This window comes from Streptomyces sp. Y309 (assembly GCF_056712025.1).
Map to the genome: position 1 here is coordinate 7,890,790 of NZ_CM160048.1, position 18,996 is coordinate 7,909,785.

The 18,996-nt window shown below is 71.9% G+C and carries 18 protein-coding genes; 10 read left to right on the forward strand and 8 right to left on the reverse strand.

Annotation, left to right across the window (positions count from 1 at the left end):
* Window positions 1–71: 71 nt before the first annotated feature.
* From AC0KTA_RS32910 to AC0KTA_RS32920, 3 genes are all read right to left on the reverse strand, one after another.
* Window positions 72–1,193 (reverse strand): DUF8017 domain-containing protein, encoded by a 1,122-nt coding sequence (locus AC0KTA_RS32910; protein WP_481051832.1) that lies wholly within the window; start codon window positions 1,191–1,193, stop codon window positions 72–74.
* A gap of 201 nt (window positions 1,194–1,394) precedes the next feature.
* Complete coding sequence (locus AC0KTA_RS32915) at window positions 1,395–2,417, reverse strand: DUF8017 domain-containing protein (protein ID WP_481051833.1); 1,023 nt, start codon at window positions 2,415–2,417, stop codon at window positions 1,395–1,397.
* A 57-nt stretch (window positions 2,418–2,474) separates the two neighbouring features.
* Window positions 2,475–3,419, reverse strand: coding sequence for a DUF8017 domain-containing protein (locus AC0KTA_RS32920; RefSeq protein WP_481051834.1), 945 nt, complete (start codon window positions 3,417–3,419; stop codon window positions 2,475–2,477).
* Between the two features lie 115 nt (window positions 3,420–3,534).
* On the opposite strand from AC0KTA_RS32920, the gene AC0KTA_RS32925 reads away from it, so the two are divergent.
* Both AC0KTA_RS32925 and AC0KTA_RS32930 read left to right on the forward strand, forming a co-directional pair.
* Window positions 3,535–3,993 carry a DUF4442 domain-containing protein gene (locus tag AC0KTA_RS32925; RefSeq protein ID WP_481051835.1) on the forward strand — a complete coding sequence of 153 codons (459 nt, stop codon included), beginning with the start codon at window positions 3,535–3,537 and terminating at the stop codon, window positions 3,991–3,993.
* 91 nt (window positions 3,994–4,084) lie between these two features.
* On the forward strand, window positions 4,085–4,546 hold the full coding sequence (locus tag AC0KTA_RS32930; protein ID WP_481051836.1) for a DUF6234 family protein: 462 nt from the start codon (window positions 4,085–4,087) through the stop codon (window positions 4,544–4,546).
* 7 nt (window positions 4,547–4,553) lie between these two features.
* On the opposite strand, the gene AC0KTA_RS32935 is transcribed toward AC0KTA_RS32930, so the two are convergent.
* A complete protein-coding gene (locus tag AC0KTA_RS32935) occupies window positions 4,554–5,735 on the reverse strand; it encodes an MFS transporter (RefSeq protein WP_481051837.1) in 1,182 nt (393 codons plus the stop codon).
* A gap of 266 nt (window positions 5,736–6,001) precedes the next feature.
* Here AC0KTA_RS32935 and AC0KTA_RS32940 point away from each other — a divergent pair, with 266 nt between their 5' ends.
* The 5 genes from AC0KTA_RS32940 (at window position 6,002) to AC0KTA_RS32960 (ending at window position 13,383) form a co-directional block, all read left to right on the forward strand.
* On the forward strand, window positions 6,002–6,454 hold the full coding sequence (locus tag AC0KTA_RS32940; RefSeq protein ID WP_481051838.1) for a winged helix-turn-helix transcriptional regulator: 453 nt from the start codon (window positions 6,002–6,004) through the stop codon (window positions 6,452–6,454).
* Between the two features lie 205 nt (window positions 6,455–6,659).
* Window positions 6,660–9,155, forward strand: a complete 2,496-nt coding sequence (locus AC0KTA_RS32945) for a beta-glucosidase family protein (RefSeq protein WP_481051839.1) — start codon at window positions 6,660–6,662, stop codon at window positions 9,153–9,155.
* Window positions 9,152–10,825, forward strand: a complete 1,674-nt coding sequence (locus AC0KTA_RS32950) for a carboxylesterase/lipase family protein (RefSeq protein ID WP_481051840.1) — start codon at window positions 9,152–9,154, stop codon at window positions 10,823–10,825. Before AC0KTA_RS32945 ends, AC0KTA_RS32950 begins: the two co-directional genes overlap by 4 nt.
* A gap of 81 nt (window positions 10,826–10,906) precedes the next feature.
* Window positions 10,907–11,629 carry a DedA family protein gene (locus AC0KTA_RS32955; RefSeq protein WP_481051841.1) on the forward strand — a complete coding sequence of 241 codons (723 nt, stop codon included), beginning with the start codon at window positions 10,907–10,909 and terminating at the stop codon, window positions 11,627–11,629.
* 134 nt (window positions 11,630–11,763) lie between these two features.
* A complete protein-coding gene (locus tag AC0KTA_RS32960) occupies window positions 11,764–13,383 on the forward strand; it encodes an alpha/beta hydrolase (RefSeq protein WP_481051842.1) in 1,620 nt (539 codons plus the stop codon).
* Window positions 13,384–13,445: 62 nt separating this feature from the next.
* Here AC0KTA_RS32960 and AC0KTA_RS32965 read toward each other — a convergent pair whose 3' ends face one another.
* Window positions 13,446–13,976 (reverse strand): gamma carbonic anhydrase family protein, encoded by a 531-nt coding sequence (locus tag AC0KTA_RS32965; protein ID WP_481051843.1) that lies wholly within the window; start codon window positions 13,974–13,976, stop codon window positions 13,446–13,448.
* A 178-nt stretch (window positions 13,977–14,154) separates the two neighbouring features.
* Between AC0KTA_RS32965 and AC0KTA_RS32970 the strand changes: the two genes are divergently transcribed.
* Window positions 14,155–14,928: an acyltransferase gene (locus AC0KTA_RS32970; RefSeq protein ID WP_481051844.1), complete on the forward strand. Its 774-nt coding sequence runs from the start codon at window positions 14,155–14,157 to the stop codon at window positions 14,926–14,928.
* A 140-nt stretch (window positions 14,929–15,068) separates the two neighbouring features.
* Here AC0KTA_RS32970 and AC0KTA_RS32975 read toward each other — a convergent pair whose 3' ends face one another.
* Complete coding sequence (locus AC0KTA_RS32975; RefSeq protein WP_481051845.1) at window positions 15,069–15,935, reverse strand: EamA family transporter; 867 nt, start codon at window positions 15,933–15,935, stop codon at window positions 15,069–15,071.
* A 102-nt stretch (window positions 15,936–16,037) separates the two neighbouring features.
* Here AC0KTA_RS32975 and AC0KTA_RS32980 point away from each other — a divergent pair, with 102 nt between their 5' ends.
* Together AC0KTA_RS32980 and AC0KTA_RS32985 are read left to right on the forward strand one after the other, a co-directional pair.
* Entirely contained in the window at window positions 16,038–16,622 is a 585-nt protein-coding gene (locus AC0KTA_RS32980; protein WP_481051846.1) for a helix-turn-helix domain-containing protein, read from the forward strand.
* A gap of 14 nt (window positions 16,623–16,636) precedes the next feature.
* On the forward strand, window positions 16,637–17,191 hold the full coding sequence (locus AC0KTA_RS32985; protein ID WP_481051847.1) for a YbaK/EbsC family protein: 555 nt from the start codon (window positions 16,637–16,639) through the stop codon (window positions 17,189–17,191).
* A gap of 82 nt (window positions 17,192–17,273) precedes the next feature.
* On the opposite strand, the gene AC0KTA_RS32990 is transcribed toward AC0KTA_RS32985, so the two are convergent.
* Window positions 17,274–18,473 (reverse strand): CaiB/BaiF CoA transferase family protein, encoded by a 1,200-nt coding sequence (locus AC0KTA_RS32990; protein WP_481051848.1) that lies wholly within the window; start codon window positions 18,471–18,473, stop codon window positions 17,274–17,276.
* Between the two features lies 1 nt (window position 18,474).
* Window positions 18,475–18,888, reverse strand: coding sequence for a VOC family protein (locus tag AC0KTA_RS32995; protein ID WP_481051849.1), 414 nt, complete (start codon window positions 18,886–18,888; stop codon window positions 18,475–18,477).
* Between the last annotated feature and the right edge of the window lie 108 nt (window positions 18,889–18,996).

Consider the following 18,996-nt stretch of genomic DNA (forward strand, 5'->3'; position numbering starts at 1 on the left):
AAGGGGCGACCGGGGAAACCGACTTACGACTCAGGAGTCACGAGTCAGGGCTCATGACCACGACCCGCCGCTCAGGACTCCTCGGGGTCCCCGTGCAGCCGCACCGTCGCGAGGATCTTCTTCACCTGGGCGTCGGAGACCTCTTCCTTCACGCCCTTGGCGCCGTACAGCGTCCACGCCACGTAGTCGCCCGCCGCGTTCTTGAACGCGAACGTCGTCGCCTTGCCCTCGGAGTCGCACTTGTCCGAGCCGGCGGCACCGGACGTCGTGGACGTCGTGACGCTGCCCTTGATGCCGGACTTGGTGGTGTACGACTCGATCTTGCCGATCTTGATCTTTTTCTTGTCGGACTTCTTCTGGTCGGTGTAGCCGCCGAAGACCCACCACGCCGAGTCGTTGCGGGCGACGTCCTTGGTGTTCTTGGCGCCGTTCTGGCCCTTGGTGCCGACGGTGGCGAGCGAGGTGTCGTCCATCTGCCCGTCCTTGTCGTCGTCGGACGTGCACCACTTCTCTTTGAAGATGGCGGGCGCGGACATGATGATGAGCGGCTTGGTGCCGTCGCCCTTGTTGTCCTCGAAGCCGATGAACGTGTCCGGGGACTTCACCACCCAGTCCGGCGGTACGTCGAATGCCGTGCCCCACTTGGGGTTCACCACGACCTGCCAGCCGGGAACGGTCGGCTTGGGGTCGCCGCCGGTGCCGCGCGGGTTGTCCTCCTCCGACGGCTTGGGGCTCGGCTTCTTGGAGACCGACTTGGACGGCTTGGTATCGGCCTGGTCGGACTTGCCGCCCTTGTCGTCGCCGTCACTGCCGAGGACCAGGAAGCCGGTGACGCCAGCGGCCACGACCACGGCCGCGGCGGCGACGATCGCCGTGATCTTCGTCTTGTTGCCGCCGCCGTTGCCGCCGCCGCTCGGGTCCGACCCGCCGGCCTGGGGCGTACCCATGGGGAACGTGGGCGCGCCCCACTGCGGCTGCCCGCCCGTCGGCTGCCCCGGCTGGCCGGGCTGGCCCGCGGGGGGCTGCCCGGTGGGCGGCTGCTGGTACGGATTGGGCTGCTGGTATCCCGGCTGCTGCTGGTATCCAGGCTGCTGGTACGGATTCGGCTGCTGGTACCCGGGCTGCTGGTACGGGTTGGTGCTCGGGTCCTGCGGGTTCTGCTCGCCCCCGGGCGGCTGCTGTTCTGGCCACATGGCCAGTAACCATAGAGGGGCGGGGGCCCCGGTGCCACGCCCGGCCACCAGCCGGACCGGGTCCGGGGCAGGGGGCGGACGCAGCGGTGACGAAGTGGTGAAGAAGTGGGGTGGGCGGTGGGGTGGGGGCGCGTGGTGCGCCGTCGTGAACCCGTGCGGCCCCGTCGTGAACCCGTGCGGTCCCGTCGGCCCGTGGGCGCGTCAGCCCGTGGGTTCGCCGTACAGCCGCACCGTGGCGAGGATCTTCATGATCGTCGAGTCCGGGACCTCTTCCTTGACGTCCCTGGCGCCGTACAGACTCCAGGACACGAATTCGCCCTCGGAGTTCTTGAAGCCGAAGGTGATCGCCTTGCCGTCGGACGCGCACTTGCCCTTCTGCGGCGTATTCGTCGAACGGCCCCAGGCGATGCTGCCCTTGACGCCCGACTTGGTGGTGTAGGGCTTCGCCTTCTCGTCGTACGTCATGGTCTTCTTGTCCGGCTGGGTGTAGGCGCCGTAGATCCACCAGCCGACGGTCTTCACCGCGACCTCGTCGGTGTTCTTGCCGCCGCGCGCGCCCTTGGTGCCCGCGGCGCTGAGCTCGACGTCCTCGGTCCGGCCGTCCTTGTCCTCGTCGGAGGTGCACCACTGCGGCTTCAGGACCGCGGGTGAGCCCATCGTCGCGATCGGCTCGCCGGTCTTGTTGTCCTCGAAGTTGATGGCCCTGCTCGGCCCCTCCACCTGCCAGTCGGGCGGTACGTCGAAGGCGGTGCCCCACTTGGGGTTCACCACGACCTGCCAGCCCGGGACGGTCGGCTTGGGCCCGCCGCCCGTGCCCCGCTCGTCGTCGTCGCCGTCCGACGGGGCCGACGGCTTCTCGGACGCCTGCTCCGAGGAGCCTGCCTTGTCGCCCTTGCCTGCTGCCTTGTCGTCGTCATCGCCGCCGAGCATCAGAAAGCCGGTGACGCCCGCGGCCACGACCACGGCGGCCGCGGCGACGACGGCGATGACCTTGGTCCTGTTCCCGTTCCCGCCGCCGCTTCCGCCCGTCGGCTGCGGCGCGCCCAGGGGCGTCGGGGCGCCGCCCCACTGCCCCTGCTGCCCGGGCTGCTGCTGATACCCGCCTTGCTGATATCCCGGCTGCTGATAGGGATTCGGCTGCTGGTACCCGGGCTGCTGGTACGGGTTGGCGCTCGGGTCCTGCGGGTTCTGCTCGCCCCCGGGCGGCTGCTGTCCTGGCCACATGGCCGACAACCCTACGGGTGCTGCCCGCGGGTGATCACAAGGCCCCTCTGGAGGCGGTCAGTTCTCGCCCGAAGCCTTGTACTCGCGCACTGTGCTGAGGATTTTCCGGACCGTTGTGTCCGGGATCTCCTCCTTCACGCCCTTGGCGCCGTGGAAGGCCCACGAGACGAATTCGCCTCCGGCCTCCTTGAACGCGAAGACCGTCGCCTTGCCGTCCGTGTCGCACTTCTCCCGTTTGGTGACACCGGACGACTCGGCCGACGCGAGGCTGCCCTTGATGCCGGACTTGGTGGTGTAGGACTCCACCGCACCAGCCTTGATCTTCTTTCGTTCCGGTTGCGCGTACGCGTACACCCACGCGGTCGAGTTCTCCCGCGCGATGTCCGCGGTGCTCTTGAAGCCTCTGTTGATCCTGGTGCCCGCGCCGCCGAGAGGCGCGTACTCGGTGGTGCCGTCCTTGTCCTCGTCGACGGCGCACCACTGCTCCTTGAGGTAGGCGGGCGCGGCTATCGCGGCGAGCTTGTTGTCCTCGGGGCCGGCGTCGTCCGAGACCCACGAGACCCAGTGGACGGACTTCAGCGACCACTGCGGGGGAACGTCGAACGCGATGCCTCGCTTGGGGTTCACCACCGTCTTCCAGCCCGGGACCGTGGGCTTCGGGTCGCCGTCCGTGCGGCGCCGGTCCGTGTCGGTCGGCGTCGGTGACGAGCTCGACCGTGCCGGGCCCGGCTTCGCGGAATCGTCCTCGTCGCCGCCCAGCAGCACGAAGCCGGTGACGACCGCGGCCACGACGACCGCGGCCGCCGCGATCACGGCGATGACCGTGGTTCTGTTCCTGCCGCTGCCACCCCCGCCGGGCGATTGCGGTACGCCCGCAGGCACCGTCGCGGCGTTCCACTGTCCCGGCCGGCCGTCGGCCGGCTGCTGGTATCCCGGTTGCAGATAGGGGTTCGGCTGCTGGTGGCCGGGCTGCTGATACGGATTCTGATCCTGCGGGTTCATGGCAGTCCACCCTATGGCCGGGAAAAGTGGGGGAGTTGAAAGGGCGGGCCGGTGAAGGATGTGCCGGTGGGGACGGGGGCTGGCCGGGAAGGCTACCCATGGGTAACATCTCGGTATGAGCGCAGACCAGATGTCGATCGGCGAGATGCTCGCCGCCACCGTGCCGATGGCCCGGACCCTGAACCTCGAGTTCGTGGAGACCACGCCCGAGCGGGCCGTGGTCGTGCTGCCCGATCAGGGTGACTACCACAACCACGTGGGCGGGCCGCACGCCGGAGCCATGTTCACGCTGGGGGAGTCCGCGAGCGGTGCCATCGTGATCGCGGCCTTCGGGGCGGAGCTCTCGCGGGCCGTGCCGCTCGCGGTGCGCGCCGACATCGCGTACAAGAAGCTCGCGATGGGGACGGTGAAGGCCACCGCCACCCTCGGCAGGCCCATCGCCGACGTGATCGCCGAGCTCGACGCGGGGCAGCGCCCGGAGTTCCCCGTCGCCATCGCCATCACGCGCGAGGACGGCGCCGTGACCGGCGAGATGACGGTCGTGTGGACCCTTCGGCCCAACGACCCGAAGTAGTACGGCGGTTCCGAGGCGTCGTACGGTCCGGACCCGGCGAATGAGTAGGCGTACTCAGGCGGTGTGAGGCGTTCGCGGTGAGTATGGCGGCATGAGTGGTCTGCCGTCCGCGCCTCCCGCCTTCGATGCCTCCGAGTCCTCCGCCGATTCCCGGGCCGACCTCGGCCCGGACGTCGCCACGGCCGTCGGGCTCTTTCTGCTCGAAGGGGCCTTCCTTTTCGTGGTGTTCGCGGCGTGGGTCCTGTCGGGCTTCACCCTCGACGCCGCCGACGACGTCGAGCCCGATCGCCTCGGTGGCTATCTCCTCACCACCGGGGCGGTCGGGCTCTTCGCTGTGCTCGCCGCCGTCGCCGCCCGCCGCATGCGCGCCGTCGTGACCCTGTGGACCCAGGCGGTGATGGTGGGTCTCGTCGCGGTCGCGGTGTTGGGCGGCCTGGCGCATCAGGAGCGGGAGGACCGGCGGTCGCAGCCGGATCCCGCGCCCACCTGGACGGGGCAGGTCGGGTGCCGCAGCGGCGGCGACAGCGACGAGTGTGCCTCCATGGGAGGTTGACGCTTCGTCAGGTCACGTTGGCGGCGGGGTCCGGGGTGCTGTGCCGCGTGAACGCCCACAGCGCGAGTCCCAGGCAGCTGAACGCGGCACCCAATGCGCAGACGGCGCCCCAGCCGGCCGCCTCGTAGAGGGAGGTCGCGGCGATGGCGCCGGTGGCGCTGCCGACGGAGTAGAAGACCATGTATCCGCCGATCAGCCGGCTGCCCGCGTCCGGGTGCAGCGCGTAGATCAGGGTCTGGTTGGTGACGTGGACCGCCTGCACGGCGAGGTCGAGCAGGATCACCCCGACGACCAGAGCCCAGAGCGAGCTGCGGGTGAAGGCCAGGGGCAGCCACGAGGCGGCGAGCAGGGCCAGGGCGATGCCGGTGGTCCGGTGGGACAGGCCGCGGTCGTTCAGGCGGCCCGCCACGGTCGCGGCCAGCGCGCCTGCGGCACCGATCAATCCCAGTGCCCCGATCGCGCTGTGGGACCAGAAGTACGGGGCCTCGCTGAGCGGCAGCGCGACGCTGCTCCACAGAGTGCTGAACGAGGCGAAGATCAGCAGGCCGAACAGGGCCCGCAGTCGCAGTAGCCGCTCCCGTGCGAACAGAGTGACCGTGGAGCGCAGGAGCTGTCCGTAGCGCAGGGTTGTCGGCGCGACGCCACTGTGGCGCGGCAGCACGCGGTACAGGACCAGGGCGAGCAGCGCCGTGAGCGACGCCGAGGCGAGGTAGACGGAGCGCCAGCCCGCGAGATCGGCCATGACGCCGGAGGCGGTGCGGGCGAGCAGGATTCCGATGACCACGCCGCTGGTGACCAGGCCGACGACCCGGCCGCGCCCGGCGGGCGGGGCCAGTGAGGCCGCGAAGGCCACCAGCGTCTGCGTGACGACCGCGAGCAGCCCCGTCGCCGCCATGCCCGCGAGCAGGATCGCCGCCGTGTGGGCGGCGGCCACCACGGCCAGCGCCACCACGAGGAGCAGCAGTTGGGCCACGATGAGCCGTCTGCGGTCGGCCACGTCGCCCAGCGGCACGAGGAAGAACAGGCCGAGGCCGTACCCGACTTGCGTGAGGGTGACAACGCTGCCGACGAGTGCCGGGCTCATGGCGAGGTCGTGGCCCATGGTCACCAGGAGCGGCTGGGAGAAGTAGACGTTGGCCACCGCGGCCCCGCAGGCCACGGCGAACAGCATGACGACGCCACGGGACATAACGAACGCGGGACTCTCCCCGCTCGGCGCGGAAACCTCCCCGCGGAGCGCGGAATCCTCCCCGCCCAGCCCGGGATCCTCCCCGCCCACCGCGGAACCCTCCCCGCTCCGGGCCCCGCTCCGGGCCTCGCCCCGTCGTGTCGCAGCCGCACAGTTGCCGGACATCGGCACCCCTCCGCATTCTGGTTGCATCTTGCTACCAATAACGACGGCGACGCTAACCCGTTTGGTAGCATGTTGCAACCAGAATGAGAGTGAGGGACGCCATGGTGACCAGGACGCGCTTCGACGACAGTGAATGCCCCGTCGCCCGGTCGGTGGACGCGATCGGTGACTGGTGGTCCCTGCTGATCGTGCGGGACGCCTTCGACGGAAGCCGGCGCTTCGGGGAGTTCCAGCGCAGCCTCGGCGTCGCGAAGAACATCCTCACCGCGCGGCTGCGCACCCTGGTCGCCGGCGGTGTCCTCGAATCCGTCCCCGCCTCGGACGGCAGCGCCTACCGCGAGTACGTACTGACTCCGAAGGGCAAGGCGCTCTTCCCCGTCATCGTGGCCCTGCGGCAGTGGGGCGAGCAGAACTTCTTCGAACCCGGCGAAGCGCACTCGGAGTTGGTCGACCGCCGACAGGGACAGAGCCTCCGCGCACTGGAAGTGCTGTCCGCGGACGGGCGACGGCTGAACCCCGACGACACCGCCGTCCACAAAGTCTCCACCCAGTGATCTGAGCCGGAGGTGCGGTGCCGGTACGCCGCCGCTCTTGTTCAAGTCATTGACACGAGTCACCTCCAGTCATAGTTTTCCCGCCGCACCGGTGGTGTCCCACGGTGCGTCAGCTCCACTTCTTCGCAGAGTTCGTTCAAGGCCCGAAGGCCTGCCCCGAATTGGCACGTGTACGTCATTCGCGCACCGAAGGAAGTGACGGCCCATGTCCGACACCGTGTCCCGGCGCACCACCCTGCGGCTGATGGGAGGGGCGGCCGCGGTGGCCGCCGCTGCCACCGCCGGACTCCCGGTCCCCGCGCACGCCCACGCCCACCGGAGGCAGGGCCCGGCGGCCGGGCCCCGCGTCGAGTCCCTGGTCCGCAGGCTCACGCTCGACGAGAAGATCTCCCTGCTGCACGGGGCGAGCGACCCGAAGAGGCTCGGGCAGGCCGGGTACGTGCCCGGTGTGCCGCGGCTAGGCATCCCGGAGCTGCGGCTCGCGGACGGCCCGGCGGGCGTACGCGTCACGGCGCACGCCACCGCACTGCCCGCCCCCGTGCTGCTCGCCGCCGCCTTCGACCCCGAACTGGCCCGCCGCTACGGGCGGGTGATCGGGCGTGAGGGGCGGGCGCTCGGTCAGGACGTCCTGCTCTCGCCGATGGTCAACCTCATCCGCACCCCGTACGCGGGCCGCAACTTCGAGACGTTCAGCGAGGACCCGCTGCTCGCCGCCGACCTGGTCGCCCAGGAGATCAAGGGCATCCAGGAGGAAGGGCTGATCGCGACGGTCAAGCACTTCGCGATGAACAACCAGGAGAAGGACCGCATGTCCATCGACGTGCGCGTCGACGAGCGGACCATGCACGAGACGGAACTGCGGGGCTTCGAGGCCGCGGTCGCCGTGGGCGTGGGCTCGGTCATGGGGGCGTACAACAAGGTCAATTCGACCTTCGCCTGCGAGAACAAGGAGCTGCTCGACGAGGTGCTGCGCGAGCGGTGGGGGTTCGACGGGTGGGTGATGACCGACTGGTTCGCGGCCCACTCGACCGCCGCCGCGATCGGCGCGGGTCTGGACATGGAGATGCCGGACGGCACGTACTTCGGCGCGGCGCTGAAGAGGGCCGTGGAGAGCGGCGGTGTGCCCGAGGGGCACGTGGACCGGTCGGTGCGGCGGCTGCTCGGTGTGCTCGACCGGTTCGGGCTGCTCGACGGGAGCGCGCCGCCGCGCCCGGCCCGGGACCCCGACGCGGGCGCGGCGGTCGCGCTGGAGGTCGCCAGGGCCGGTGCCACCCTGCTGCGCAACCGGCGCGGCGCGCTACCGCTCACCGGCCGCGCCGCCCGCTCCCTCGCCGTGATCGGCCCGACCGGTGCGCTGCCGTTCGTCAGCGGAGGCGGCAGCGCGCACGTGATCCCGGACCGTGCCGTGAGCCCGCTGGACGCGATCAAGTCCCGTGCGGGGCACGGCGCGCGCGTCCGCCACGCGCTCGGCGAGGACCTCTTCGGCAAGGCGATTCCCCGCGCGGCGCTCTCGCCCGGCGGCTTCGACCCGGAGGGGCAACACGTCGGCGCGGGCGAGGAGTGGACGTACGAAGGGACCCTGACCGCGGACGCGGAAGACGAGTGGACGGTCGTCATCCACTACTCCGGCGCGCGGCCGACGGTGCGGCTCGACGGCGTGGAGCTGTTCCCGCCCGCGCCGGGCTTCGGCGAGTACTTCACCGGCGGGCTCGTGTCGACCGCGCCCGACGGACTCTCCGTCCGCAGGAAGACGGTGCCGCTGACGCGCGGCGGGCACCGGCTCGAGATCTCCGCGAAGGGCGGGGCGAAGGGGCAGACGTTCCGGCTGCGCCGGATCACCTCCGCGACCCGCGCGCTGGACGTCGCCGAGGCGGTGCGCGCCGCCCGGTCCGCGCACAGTGTCGTGCTCTTCGCGTACGAGGACGCCACCGAGGGCCAGGACCGCACGACCGTCGCCCTGCCCGGCCATCAGGAGGCCCTGATCGAGGCGGTGGCTGCCGCCAATCCCCGTACCACCGTCGTCCTCAACACGTCGTCGGCCACCTCGATGCCCTGGCTGGAACGCACCGCCGCCGTGCTGCAGATGTACTACCCGGGGCAGGAGGGCGCGGCCGCCACCGCCGCCGTCCTGTTCGGCGACTGCGATCCGGGCGGCCGACTCACGCAGACCTTCCCCGTCGACGACGACCGGCATCCGACGGCGGGCGACCCGCGCCGCTATCCGGGTGTCGACGGAGTCGAGGAGTACTCGGAGGGCATCCACGTCGGTCATCGCTGGTACGACGCGGAGGGCGTGCGGCCGCTGTTCCCCTTCGGGCACGGGCTGTCGTACACGACCTTCGCCTACGAGGATCTGGAGACGCGTCCGGCGGGGCGCGGCGGCGGGTTCGATGTGAGCTTCCGGGTGCGCAACACCGGGCGGCGCGACGGGGTCACCGTGGCTCAGGTGTACGTCGGGGCCTCGCCGGACGTGCGGCTCAAGCAGGCGGTGCGCGTGCTCGGCGGCTATCGGCGGGTGGCCCTGCGGGCGGGGGAGGAGCGGCGCGTCACCGTGCGGGTCGCGGCGCGGACGCTGTCGCTGTGGGACGTGCGGCGGCACGACTGGGTGCTCGGTACGGGGCTGCGGACGGTTCAAGTGGGGGTGTCCTCACGGGAGTTGCTGCTGTCCGGGTCCGTTCATGTGAAGGGGGCGCGCGGATGAGGAGCGGATGCGGATGGCGGGGGCGCGGGCGGCGCGTTGTCGCGGTCGTCGGTGTGCTGGCGGCGACCGGCGCCGCGGGGCTCGCGCCCCAAGCGGCGCAGGCGGAGACCGGTGGGCAGGGGGATCTCGCGGGTGGCGCGTCCCTGGTGCGTACTGACGCGGGCTGGGTGCGTGGACAAGTCACCGGCGAGGGACGGCAGTTCCTCGGGATCCCGTACGCGCGTCAGCCCGTCGGCGAGCTGCGCTGGACGGAACCGCGCCCCGCCGAGCCGTGGCACGGCGTGCGCGACGCCACGGAATTCGGCAACCGGTGTGTGCAGGGGACGAGTTGGGATCCGGGCTACGAGAAGCCGACGCACACCGAGGACTGCCTCGATCTCAATGTGTACGTTCCCGAAGGGCGCGCCGGGACGGCTGCAGCCGGAGCGCGCGAGGGGCGGCGCCCCGTCATGGTGTGGCTGCACGGCGGCGGGCTCACCGCCGGCGCGGGTGCGGACATCGTGCCGGACCGCTTCGCCCGCACCACCGGCACGGTCGTCGTCACCGTCAACTACCGCCTGGGCGCCATGGGTTTCCTCGCCGGACCGCAACTCGACGGCGAGGCCTCCGACCGGGTGTCAGGCAACTACGGGCTGCTCGACCAGCAGGCCGCGCTGCGCTGGGTGCGCGCCAACGCCGGGCGGTTCGGCGGCGACCCGCGCCGGGTGACCCTCGCGGGCGAGTCCGCGGGCGGCCGCTCCGTGTGCACGCACCTCGCCTCGCCCACCGGCCGCGGCCTGTTCCGCTCGGCCGTCGTCGAGAGCGGCGCGTACGACGACTGCGCGGGCCGCGAGCGGGGGCGGGCGGCCGAGGATGGCGCCGCGTTCGCGCGGAAGGCGGGCTGCCCGGACCCGGCGACCGCGTTGGCGTGTCTGCGTGCCAAGCCTGCGAAGGACATCCTCGCCGCGCAGGCCGGGTTCGACTGGGGGCCGGTCGTCGGCGGGCGCTTCCTGCCGGTCCAGCCGGAGGAGGCCTTCGCGCGGGGCGGCTCGGCGGGCGTGCCCGTCCTGAACGGCGCCAACACCGACGAGGGCACACTCTTCGCGTTCGCACAGCACGACGGCCAGGGCAGGCCGCTCACCGCCGAGCAGTACCCGGCCGTGCTCGACCGTACGTACGGCGCAGAGCTCGGGGAGCGGGTGCTGCGGCGCTACCCGCTCGCGCGCTACGCCACCCCCACACACGCCCTCGCCGCGACTCTCGGCGACGAGATCTTCGCCTGCCCGGCGCTGCGCCTCGGCGGCTCGCTCGCGCGGCGCGGCCCCGTCTACGCCTACGAGTTCGCGGACCGTACGTCGCCGCCGTTCGCCAGTCTGCGCAATCTCGGCACGGACTTCGTCTTCGGCGCGACGCACGTAAACGAAGTGCAATATCTCTTCAAACACTTCGGCCTCGAAACGCCGCTGAACGCCGAACAGCGCGCCCTCGCCCGGCAGATGACGCGCTACTGGGGCTCCTTCATCCACACCGGCGTGCCCCGCGCGGACGGCGAGCCGACGGCTCCCGACCAGCGGATCCGACCCGGCGACGTGCTCGCGCTGCGCACCGCCTCGGCAGGCGGGAACGCGGTCGTCGGCACCGCGCACCGCGCGCACCGGTGTGATCTGTGGGACGCGGCCGCACCCCGCTGAACAGGTAGTCTTCACCGGCGTGCGTGATCGACCAGGACGCGTACGCCGGGGGAGCGGCCAGCACAGCGGAAGGAACCGGGGTTGCACGTCCAGGAGTGGCTGGAGAACGTACCGGCCGTCAGCGTCTACGCGCTCGTCGGACTGGTCATCGGCCTGGAGTCACTGGGCATCCCGCTGCCCGGCGAGATCGTCCTCGTCTCGGCCGCGCTGCTCTCGTCGCAGCACGGTGAGGTGAACCCGGTGATCCTGGGGGCGTGCGCCACCGCGGGCGCGGTGATCGGCGACTCCATCGGGTACGCGATCGGGCGCAAGGGCGGCCGGCCCCTGCTCGCCTGGCTGGGGCGCAAGTTCCCCAAGCACTTCAGTGAGGCCAACGTCGGCAGTGCCGAGCGGTCCTTCCAGAAGTGGGGCATGTGGGCGGTCTTCTTCGGCCGCTTCGTCGCGCTCCTGCGCATCTTCGCCGGGCCGCTCGCGGGCGTCCTGCGCATGCCGTACTGGAAGTTCGCGATCGCCAATGTCCTCGGCGGCATCGTGTGGGCGGGCGGCACGACCGCCGTCATCTACTACATCGGCGTGGTCGCGGAGGACTGGCTCAAGCGCTTCTCGTACGTCGGTCTCGGCATCGCCGTCCTGATCGGCATCGGCTCGATGCTGCTGGTCAAGCGGCGGGCGAAGAAGGCGGCGGAGGAGCATGCCGCTCGCGCGGAGGCGGACGCAGGGGCGGAGGCCGAGGTGGGGGCCGCGGAGGAGGCGGCCGTCGGGTCCGCCGCCATGGAGAGCGAATCGGCAGCCGCCGTACGGTGAGCCGCCGTACGCGTGGCTGGTTCCTCACGGTGAGGTGGAGCCTGCCCCCGTAGCCCTGCGGGGGACCGCTCCCCGGGGGATCCGGGTGCGGGCCCCAGTGAGTGCGGGGGCCTTCGCCTCTAGCGTCGGACGACATGACATGTGTACGGCGCACCGAGAACAGGTCCCTCTTATCAAGGCCCCGGCGAGGGCGGGGTGCGGCCGTGCTGGCCGTGGTGTCGGCGGCGACGCTCGTCCCCTCCGTGGCCTCGGCGACCACGCACTCCGCCGCTCCACGCGACAGCGGCGCCGCGGCCTCCACGACCGGCCTCGACCGCTACTACGACCAGCGCCTGGACTGGCGCAGTTGCGTCCTCGGCCCGGACGACGAGACGGGCAACGCCCTGGAGGAGGCGGGCGCGCGCTGCGCCGACGTGACCGTACCGCTCGACTACTCCGATCCCGGCGGCCGTACGATCACCGTCGCGATATCCCGGCTCAAGGCCACCGACACCCGCCACCGCGTCGGCCCGCTGCTGCTGAACGGCGGTGGCCCCGGCGGGCCCTCCCTCGGTGACGGGCCGGACATCCGCAAGGCGATGAAGGCCGTCGGCGCGCGCTACGACATCGTCGGCGTCGACCCGCGCTTCGTGGGGCGCAGCACTCCGCTGGACTGCAAGTGGCCCGTGAGCTCCGCCATCTTCTCCTCGGGAGCGGGCCGGGCGGGCTTCGACCGGCAGGTCGCCCTGCACAAGGACCTGGCCGCCAAGTGCCGTGCCACCAACGGCTCGGTGCTGCCGCACGTCACCACGCGCAACACGGCCCGCGACATGGACGTCATCAGGGGCGCCCTCGGCGAGAAGAAGATCTCGTACTTGGGCTACTCGTACGGCACCTACCTGGGCACCGTCTACACGCAGATGTTCCCCGGCCGCTACGACCGGGTGGTCCTCGACGGCGCCATCGACCCGCGCCGCTACGGGCCCCGCCTGCTGCGCGGCACCGAAATCGAGAACGAGCGGGCGCTCGCCGGATTCGCGGCCTGGGCGGCACAGCGGCACGACACCTACGGCCTCGGCCGCACCCGGTCCCGGGTGCTCGCCACCCTCGACCACGCCATCGACGTGTCGGCGCGGCGCGGGCTCACCGTGGGCACCGCCCCGGACGTCTTCCGGCTCGACGACACCCAGGTGCCGACCCTGCTGTTCATGGGCATATCCGACGACACCGACGAGGCACGGGCGGTCTTCGGCGAGCAGATGTCCGTCCTGGCCAAGGCGGCGGAGGGCCGGCCGACGCGGGTCTCACCGGAGTTCAAGTCGGACCTGGAAAGCCTCACAACGGGCAAGGATTCGCACTACGGCAGCGTGCAGACGGCCATCCTGTGCGGCGACAGGGCCGCCCCGCGCGACCCCGAGCGGTACTGGCGCGACATCCAGCGCAGCCGCGCCGCCCACCCGGTCACCGGGCCGCTGACCAACAACATCGGCCCGTGCGCCTTCTGGGACCGCCCGAGTGAGCGGCCCACCCAGGTGCGCCACGACACCCCGGCGCTGCTCGTGGGCGCGACCGGTGACCCGCGCACCGACTACCAGGGCACCGTGGCGCTGCACGGCATGCTGCCCAGCTCCAAGCTGATCACCCTGAAGGGCGCCAACCGGCACGCGGTCTACGCCTACTACGGCAACGCCTGCGTGGACGCGAAGGTCAACTCCTACCTGGACACCGGCAAACTGCCGGGCAAGGACCGGACCTGCGTGCAGCGGGACGGCTGACGCGCCGAGCGGCACCGTCGGCACCAAGCCTGCCCGGGTCACCGCCTCGGGCAGGCCGTGCGTCAGGACGCGTGCGCCTCGCGGTGGGCCTTCGCCAGTTCCACGTACAGCGTGCCGTTGAGGGAGATGCCCGCGCGCTCCTCCTCGGTGAGCTCCCGCTTGACCTTCGCGGGCACGCCCGCGACCAGGGAGCCCGGCGGCACCACCATGCCCTGCGGCACCAGCGCCTGCGCGGCGACGAGCGAACCGGCGCCGATCACCGCGCCGTTGAGCACCGTGGCGCCCATCCCGATCAGGCAGTCGTCCTCGACCGTGCAGCCGTGCAGGACCGCGTTGTGGCCGACCGAGACGCGCTCGCCGACGGAGATCGGGAAGCCCGGGTCGACGTGCAGGCTGCAGTTGTCCTGGATGTTGCTGTCGGCGCCGACCTCGATCGGCCCGCAGTCGGCGCGGAGCACCGCGCCGTACCAGGTGCTCGCGCCCGCGCTCAGCGTCACCTCGCCGATCACCACCGACGTGGGTGCCGTGAAGGCCTCTGGGTCGACCTTCGGGTCCTTGCCGCCGAAGCCCATGACGAGTGCCTGGTGGCTCATCGGCTCTCTCCCTCTTTCCCGTGCCGCCGTGGCGTCGGCCGTCACCGGCGGCATCGCGTCGTCACGTCGTCGCGCCTGAGCGAACCGTACGGGACGGCGGGGCCACCGCCGCGGCGTGGGGTGAAGATCACAGCCGGTGGATGTGCTCGGCGCGCGCCCGGCTGAGTACCGTGAACGGGTGCCCAGGAACAAGAACGTGTTCTCATCGCTGGCCGCCTGGCGGCGCGGCGCGGCACAGCGTGCCGTCCACGCAGGGTGGGACTGGGTGCAGCGCACGGGCGCGGTGACCGCGCGGCGGCCCGGACGGCTGCGGTTCGGCGCGATCGGGGAGGGCACGAAGCTCGCCTTCCCGCAGGGCACGATCTTCGGGGCGCCCTGGATCCGGCTCGGCGCGCACTGCATCGTGGGCGAACAGGTCACGCTGACCGCCGGGTTGATGCCCGACCTCGACCTCGGCCCGGACCCGATCCTGCGCATTGGCGACGGCGTGGTGCTCGGCCGCGGCAGCCACGTCATCGCGGACACGACGGTGACCATCGGCGATGACTGCTACTTCGGGCCGTATGTGTACGTGACCTCGACGAACCATTCGTACGACGACCCCGAGACGCCGATCGGCAAGCAGTGGCCGCGGATGGAGCCGGTGGAGATCGGGCCCGGCTGCTGGATCGGCACGGGGGCCGTGGTCCTGCCCGGCGCGCGGCTCGGCCGCAATGTGGTGGTGGCGGCCGGCGCGGTGGTGCGGGGCGAGGTGCCCGACCATGCGGTGGTGGCCGGGGCGCCCGCCCGGGTCGTGCGGACGTGGTGCGCGGAGCGGGGGTGGGAGCCGCCGCTGCGGACGCCCCCGCCGGTGCCCATTCCGGAGGGTGTCACGCCGGAACAACTCCTCGCGTTGGGTGAGTTGACCGACCTGGAGGTCGCGCGGTTGGTCGACGTGGAGGGGAACGTCTGAGCGCCGCTTGCTGGATGTGCGGTGCTTTGCCTGCGGGCCGGTGGGGGCTTGCCGCGCAGTTCCCCGCGCCCCTTTGGGGCGCGCTTCGTACCGCAGCAGGCTTCGTCGCGCCCGCTGTGTGGCGCGCTACAAGTTGCGGCTCAGCCCGTCGCCAGCAGTACCGTGCCGACCAGAGCGAGGCTCGCCCCCGCCGCCTGCACCCCGCGCAGCCGCTCCTTCAACACGCCGCGTGCCGCTAGTGCCGTCACGACCGGGTAGAGCGAGGCGAGGACCGCGGCGATGGTGACGGGGCCGCGCTGCGCCGCGATGGCGTACGTGCCGTTGGCGGCGACGTCCGCGAGGCCCACGAAGGCGAGCGCGGGGAGCGCGGACCAGATCACGCCCATGCCCGCGCCCTCGGGGAGCGCCGCGGCGCCGCGCCGCACGGAGACGTACAGCGCCGTGCCGCCCGCGACCACGTTCGTCACGCGCTGCACGAACAGCGCGAGGAACAGGCCGGTGACCGTGCTCGACGCCTCCGCGATCAGGGCCATCACCGCGCCGAAGCCGAACGCCGCGAGCAGCGTGAGCAGCACCGCCTGCCGCTGCACCGGGGCGCCGCGCAGCTCCGGGCCGCCCGCCAGGACGATGCCCGCGACGGCCACCGCGATGCCCGCGAACTGGGCGAGGCCCGGCCGCTCGCCGAGGAAGAGCCCGACACCCACGGGCACGGCGACGCCCAGCGACCCGAGCGGTGAGACCACGCCCATCGGGCCGAGCGCCAGGGCCTTGTAGAAGGCGAGCATCGCGACCGGCCCGACGAGTCCCGCGCCGACCGCGAACCAGAGGTCCGGCCCCCACTCGGTCCACCCGCCCGTCGCCACCACGATCGCGCCGAGCACGACGACGGCGACGCACTGCGAGGCGACGACCACCGTGAGCGCCGGGATGCGCCGGGTCAGCAGTCCGCCGCCGAAGTCGGCAAGGCCCCACATCAGGCTGGTGGCCAGGGCGAACAGTGCTGTCATCGGAGCCTCGCAGTACAGTGTGGTGAACCCTCGGGAACCATCAGGTGCACCACACCGTAGTTCAGTACAGTGAACTCTGTCATCCAAAATATTGGACGGAACGTGTCGGACCTCGACCAGCTGACTCAGTCGCTCGCGCGCAACCTCAAGCGCTGGCGCACCGAACGGAACTTCACGCTCGACGCGCTCGCGGCCCGCGCGGGTGTCAGCCGCGGCATGATCATCCAGATCGAGCAGGCCCGCACGAACCCCAGCGTCGGCATCACGGTCAAGCTCGCGGACGCGCTCGGCATCAGCATCACCACACTGCTCGACTACGAACAGGGGCCGCACGTCCGCCTCGTGCCGCCCGAGCAGGCCGTGCGGATGTGGTCCACAGAGGCGGGCAGCAGCACGACCCTGCTGGTCGGCACGGAATCGCGGGGCCCCTTCGAGCTGTGGGCGTGGCGCCTGATGCCGGGCGACGGCAGCGACTCCGACGCGCACCCGCCGGGGACGCTGGAGCTGCTGCACGTCAGGACGGGCGAGCTGACGCTGGTCGTGGACGGCGAGGAGCACCTCGTGGCGGCCGGGTCGGCGGCGACGTTCGAGGCCAATGTGACGCACGGGTACCACAACAAGGGTGCGGAGCCCGTCGAGATGACGATGGCGGTGTCGGTCCCGCCCGCTCACGCGGGCGCGTACTGAGTTACCGTGCGGGCATGCGTGCTCCTCTCGGTGATTTCGATGTCGTCCGCCCCGCCCCGGAAGCCCTCGATCTGCTGGTCGCCCCCGTGGCCGACGCCGTGCGCGGCTGGAGCGGGGCCGTGTCCGCCGACGAGTTGATCCATGTCGACACCGATCCGGCGTGGGCCGACACCGCCACGTTCGTGGAGCACTACGGCCCCGAACTGCTCGCGCAGTCCGCGAACTGCGTCGTCGTCGCCGGGAAGCGGGCGGGCGAGACGACGCTCGCCGCGTGCCTGGTCCTGTCCGCGACGCGCGTCGACGTGAACGGCGTCGTGCGGCGCCAACTCGGTGCCCGCAAGGCGTCGTTCGCTGCCATGGACACCGCCGTCGGCGAGACCGGCATGGAGTACGGCGGCATCACCCCCATCGGCCTGCCCGGCAGTTGGCCGGTCCTCGTCGACGCCGCCGTGGCCGACCTGCCGTACGCCCTGATCGGCAGCGGCAGCCGCCGCGGCAAGCTGATCGTGCCGGGCAAGGTGTTCGCGGGGCTGCCGAACGCGGTGGTGATCGAGGGGCTCGGCGCCTGACAGGCCGAGGGGTCGGCGTGTGACGGGCCGAGGGCTCGGCGCCTGACAGGTCGACAGGCTCGGCCTCCGACCCGGGGCGCGCTCAGCGGCCGATCACGCCCTGGACCCGCAGCCGTTCGATGTCCGCCGCTTCCCGGCCCAGCTCGGCCAGGATCTTCTCCGTGTGCTCGCCCGCGCCCGGGACCGGGTCCATGCGGGGGCGCACGCCGGACAGTTGGGCGGGCGGAAGCAGCGCCTGGACGTCGGGGGCCGCCCCCGGCAGGCCCACGTCGCGCCAGCGGCCGCGCTCGGTGAGCACGGGGTGCGCAAGGAAGTCCGAGACGGTGTTGACGCCCGCGTTGGCGATGTTCGCGGCGTCGAGGAGCGCCGTCGCCTCCTCGCCGTCGAGGAGCGCGAAGCGCTCCGCGATGATGGCGTCCAGCTCCTCGCGGTGTGCGACCCGCGCGGATCCGGTGGCGAAGCGCCGGTCGGCCACCAGCTCCGGACGCCCCAGGAACCGCTCGCACAGCGCCGCCCACTCCGGCTCGTTCTGCACGGCGAGCAGCACCTCCTTGCCGTCGGCCGCGGTGAACACGCCGTACGGCGCGACCGTGGCGTGCCGGGCGCCGACGCGCGGCGGCTGCGTGCCGCCGTACCGCGTGTAGTACGCGGGCTGGCTCATCCACTCCGCGAGCGCGTCGAAGAGGGACACCTCCACGGCGGGCGCGCGGCCGGTCGTCGCGCGCGTGAACAGCGCCGACAGGATGCCGCTGTAGGCGTACATCCCCGCCGCGATGTCGGCGACCGAGATGCCCACGCGCACGGACTCCTCTGGCGTGCCGGTCAGTGAGAGCAGGCCTGTCTGGCACTGCACGAGCATGTCGTACGCCTTGCGGTCCGACCACGGGCCCGTGTTGCCGTAGCCGCTGACGGTGCAGGTGATCAGGGAGGGGTGGCGGGCCTGGAGGTCCGGTGCCGCGAGGCCGAGGCGGTCGGCCGCGCCCGGCGCGAGGTTCTGTACGAACACGTCCGCGCCGGCGAGGAGTTCGCGCAGGATCTCCTGGCCCTCCGGTGACTTCACGTCCAGGGTGAGCGACTCCTTGGAGCGGTTCAGCCAGACGAAATAGCTGGCCTCGCCGTGCACGGTGGTGTCGTAGCGGCGGGCGAAGTCGCCCCCGCCGGGCCGTTCCACCTTGATCACTCTGGCGCCCAGGTCCGCGAGATGGCGGGTGGCGAAGGGGGCGGCGACGGCCTGTTCCAGGCTGAGTACGGTGATGCCGGTCAGCGGCAGCGCGTGCTCCATGTCAGCCTCGCCCGCCGCGGTACTCCTCGTGGAACTGCTCGAACGACACCTCGTAGCCGTCCGGGTCCAACCCCACGAAGACCCGCGCCCAGTCCGTGTCCTCCGGCTCCGAGACGACCGGCAATCCCTCGGCGCGCCACAGGTCGTAGGCGGCGTCGAGGTCGGGCGTCGGCACGGCCAGCGTGAAGCCGAGGCCGAGCGGGCCCCGGCGCGCCGCCTCGCCGCGCTCCTCGTCGTAGAAGCCGTGCGCGTGCAGGGCGGACAGGATCAGCCAGGTGTGGCCGAAGGTGAGATAGCGCAGGTGCGGCTGCTCGTCGTTCGGCAGCTCGCGGAAGCCGAGCTTCAGATAGAGGTCGCCGGAGGCCTTGAGGTCCCTGACCCGCAGACCGACCTTGAGCTGTTTGCTGCCCATCATGCGGTGCGCTCCCTCCCGTGGCGCCGCCCGGCGGGGTGGCGGCAGGCGTGGGACGACCGTACCCGGCGGGCCGGGCCGGAGTCCGCGGCGCCCGTGCCGGGCGGGGGC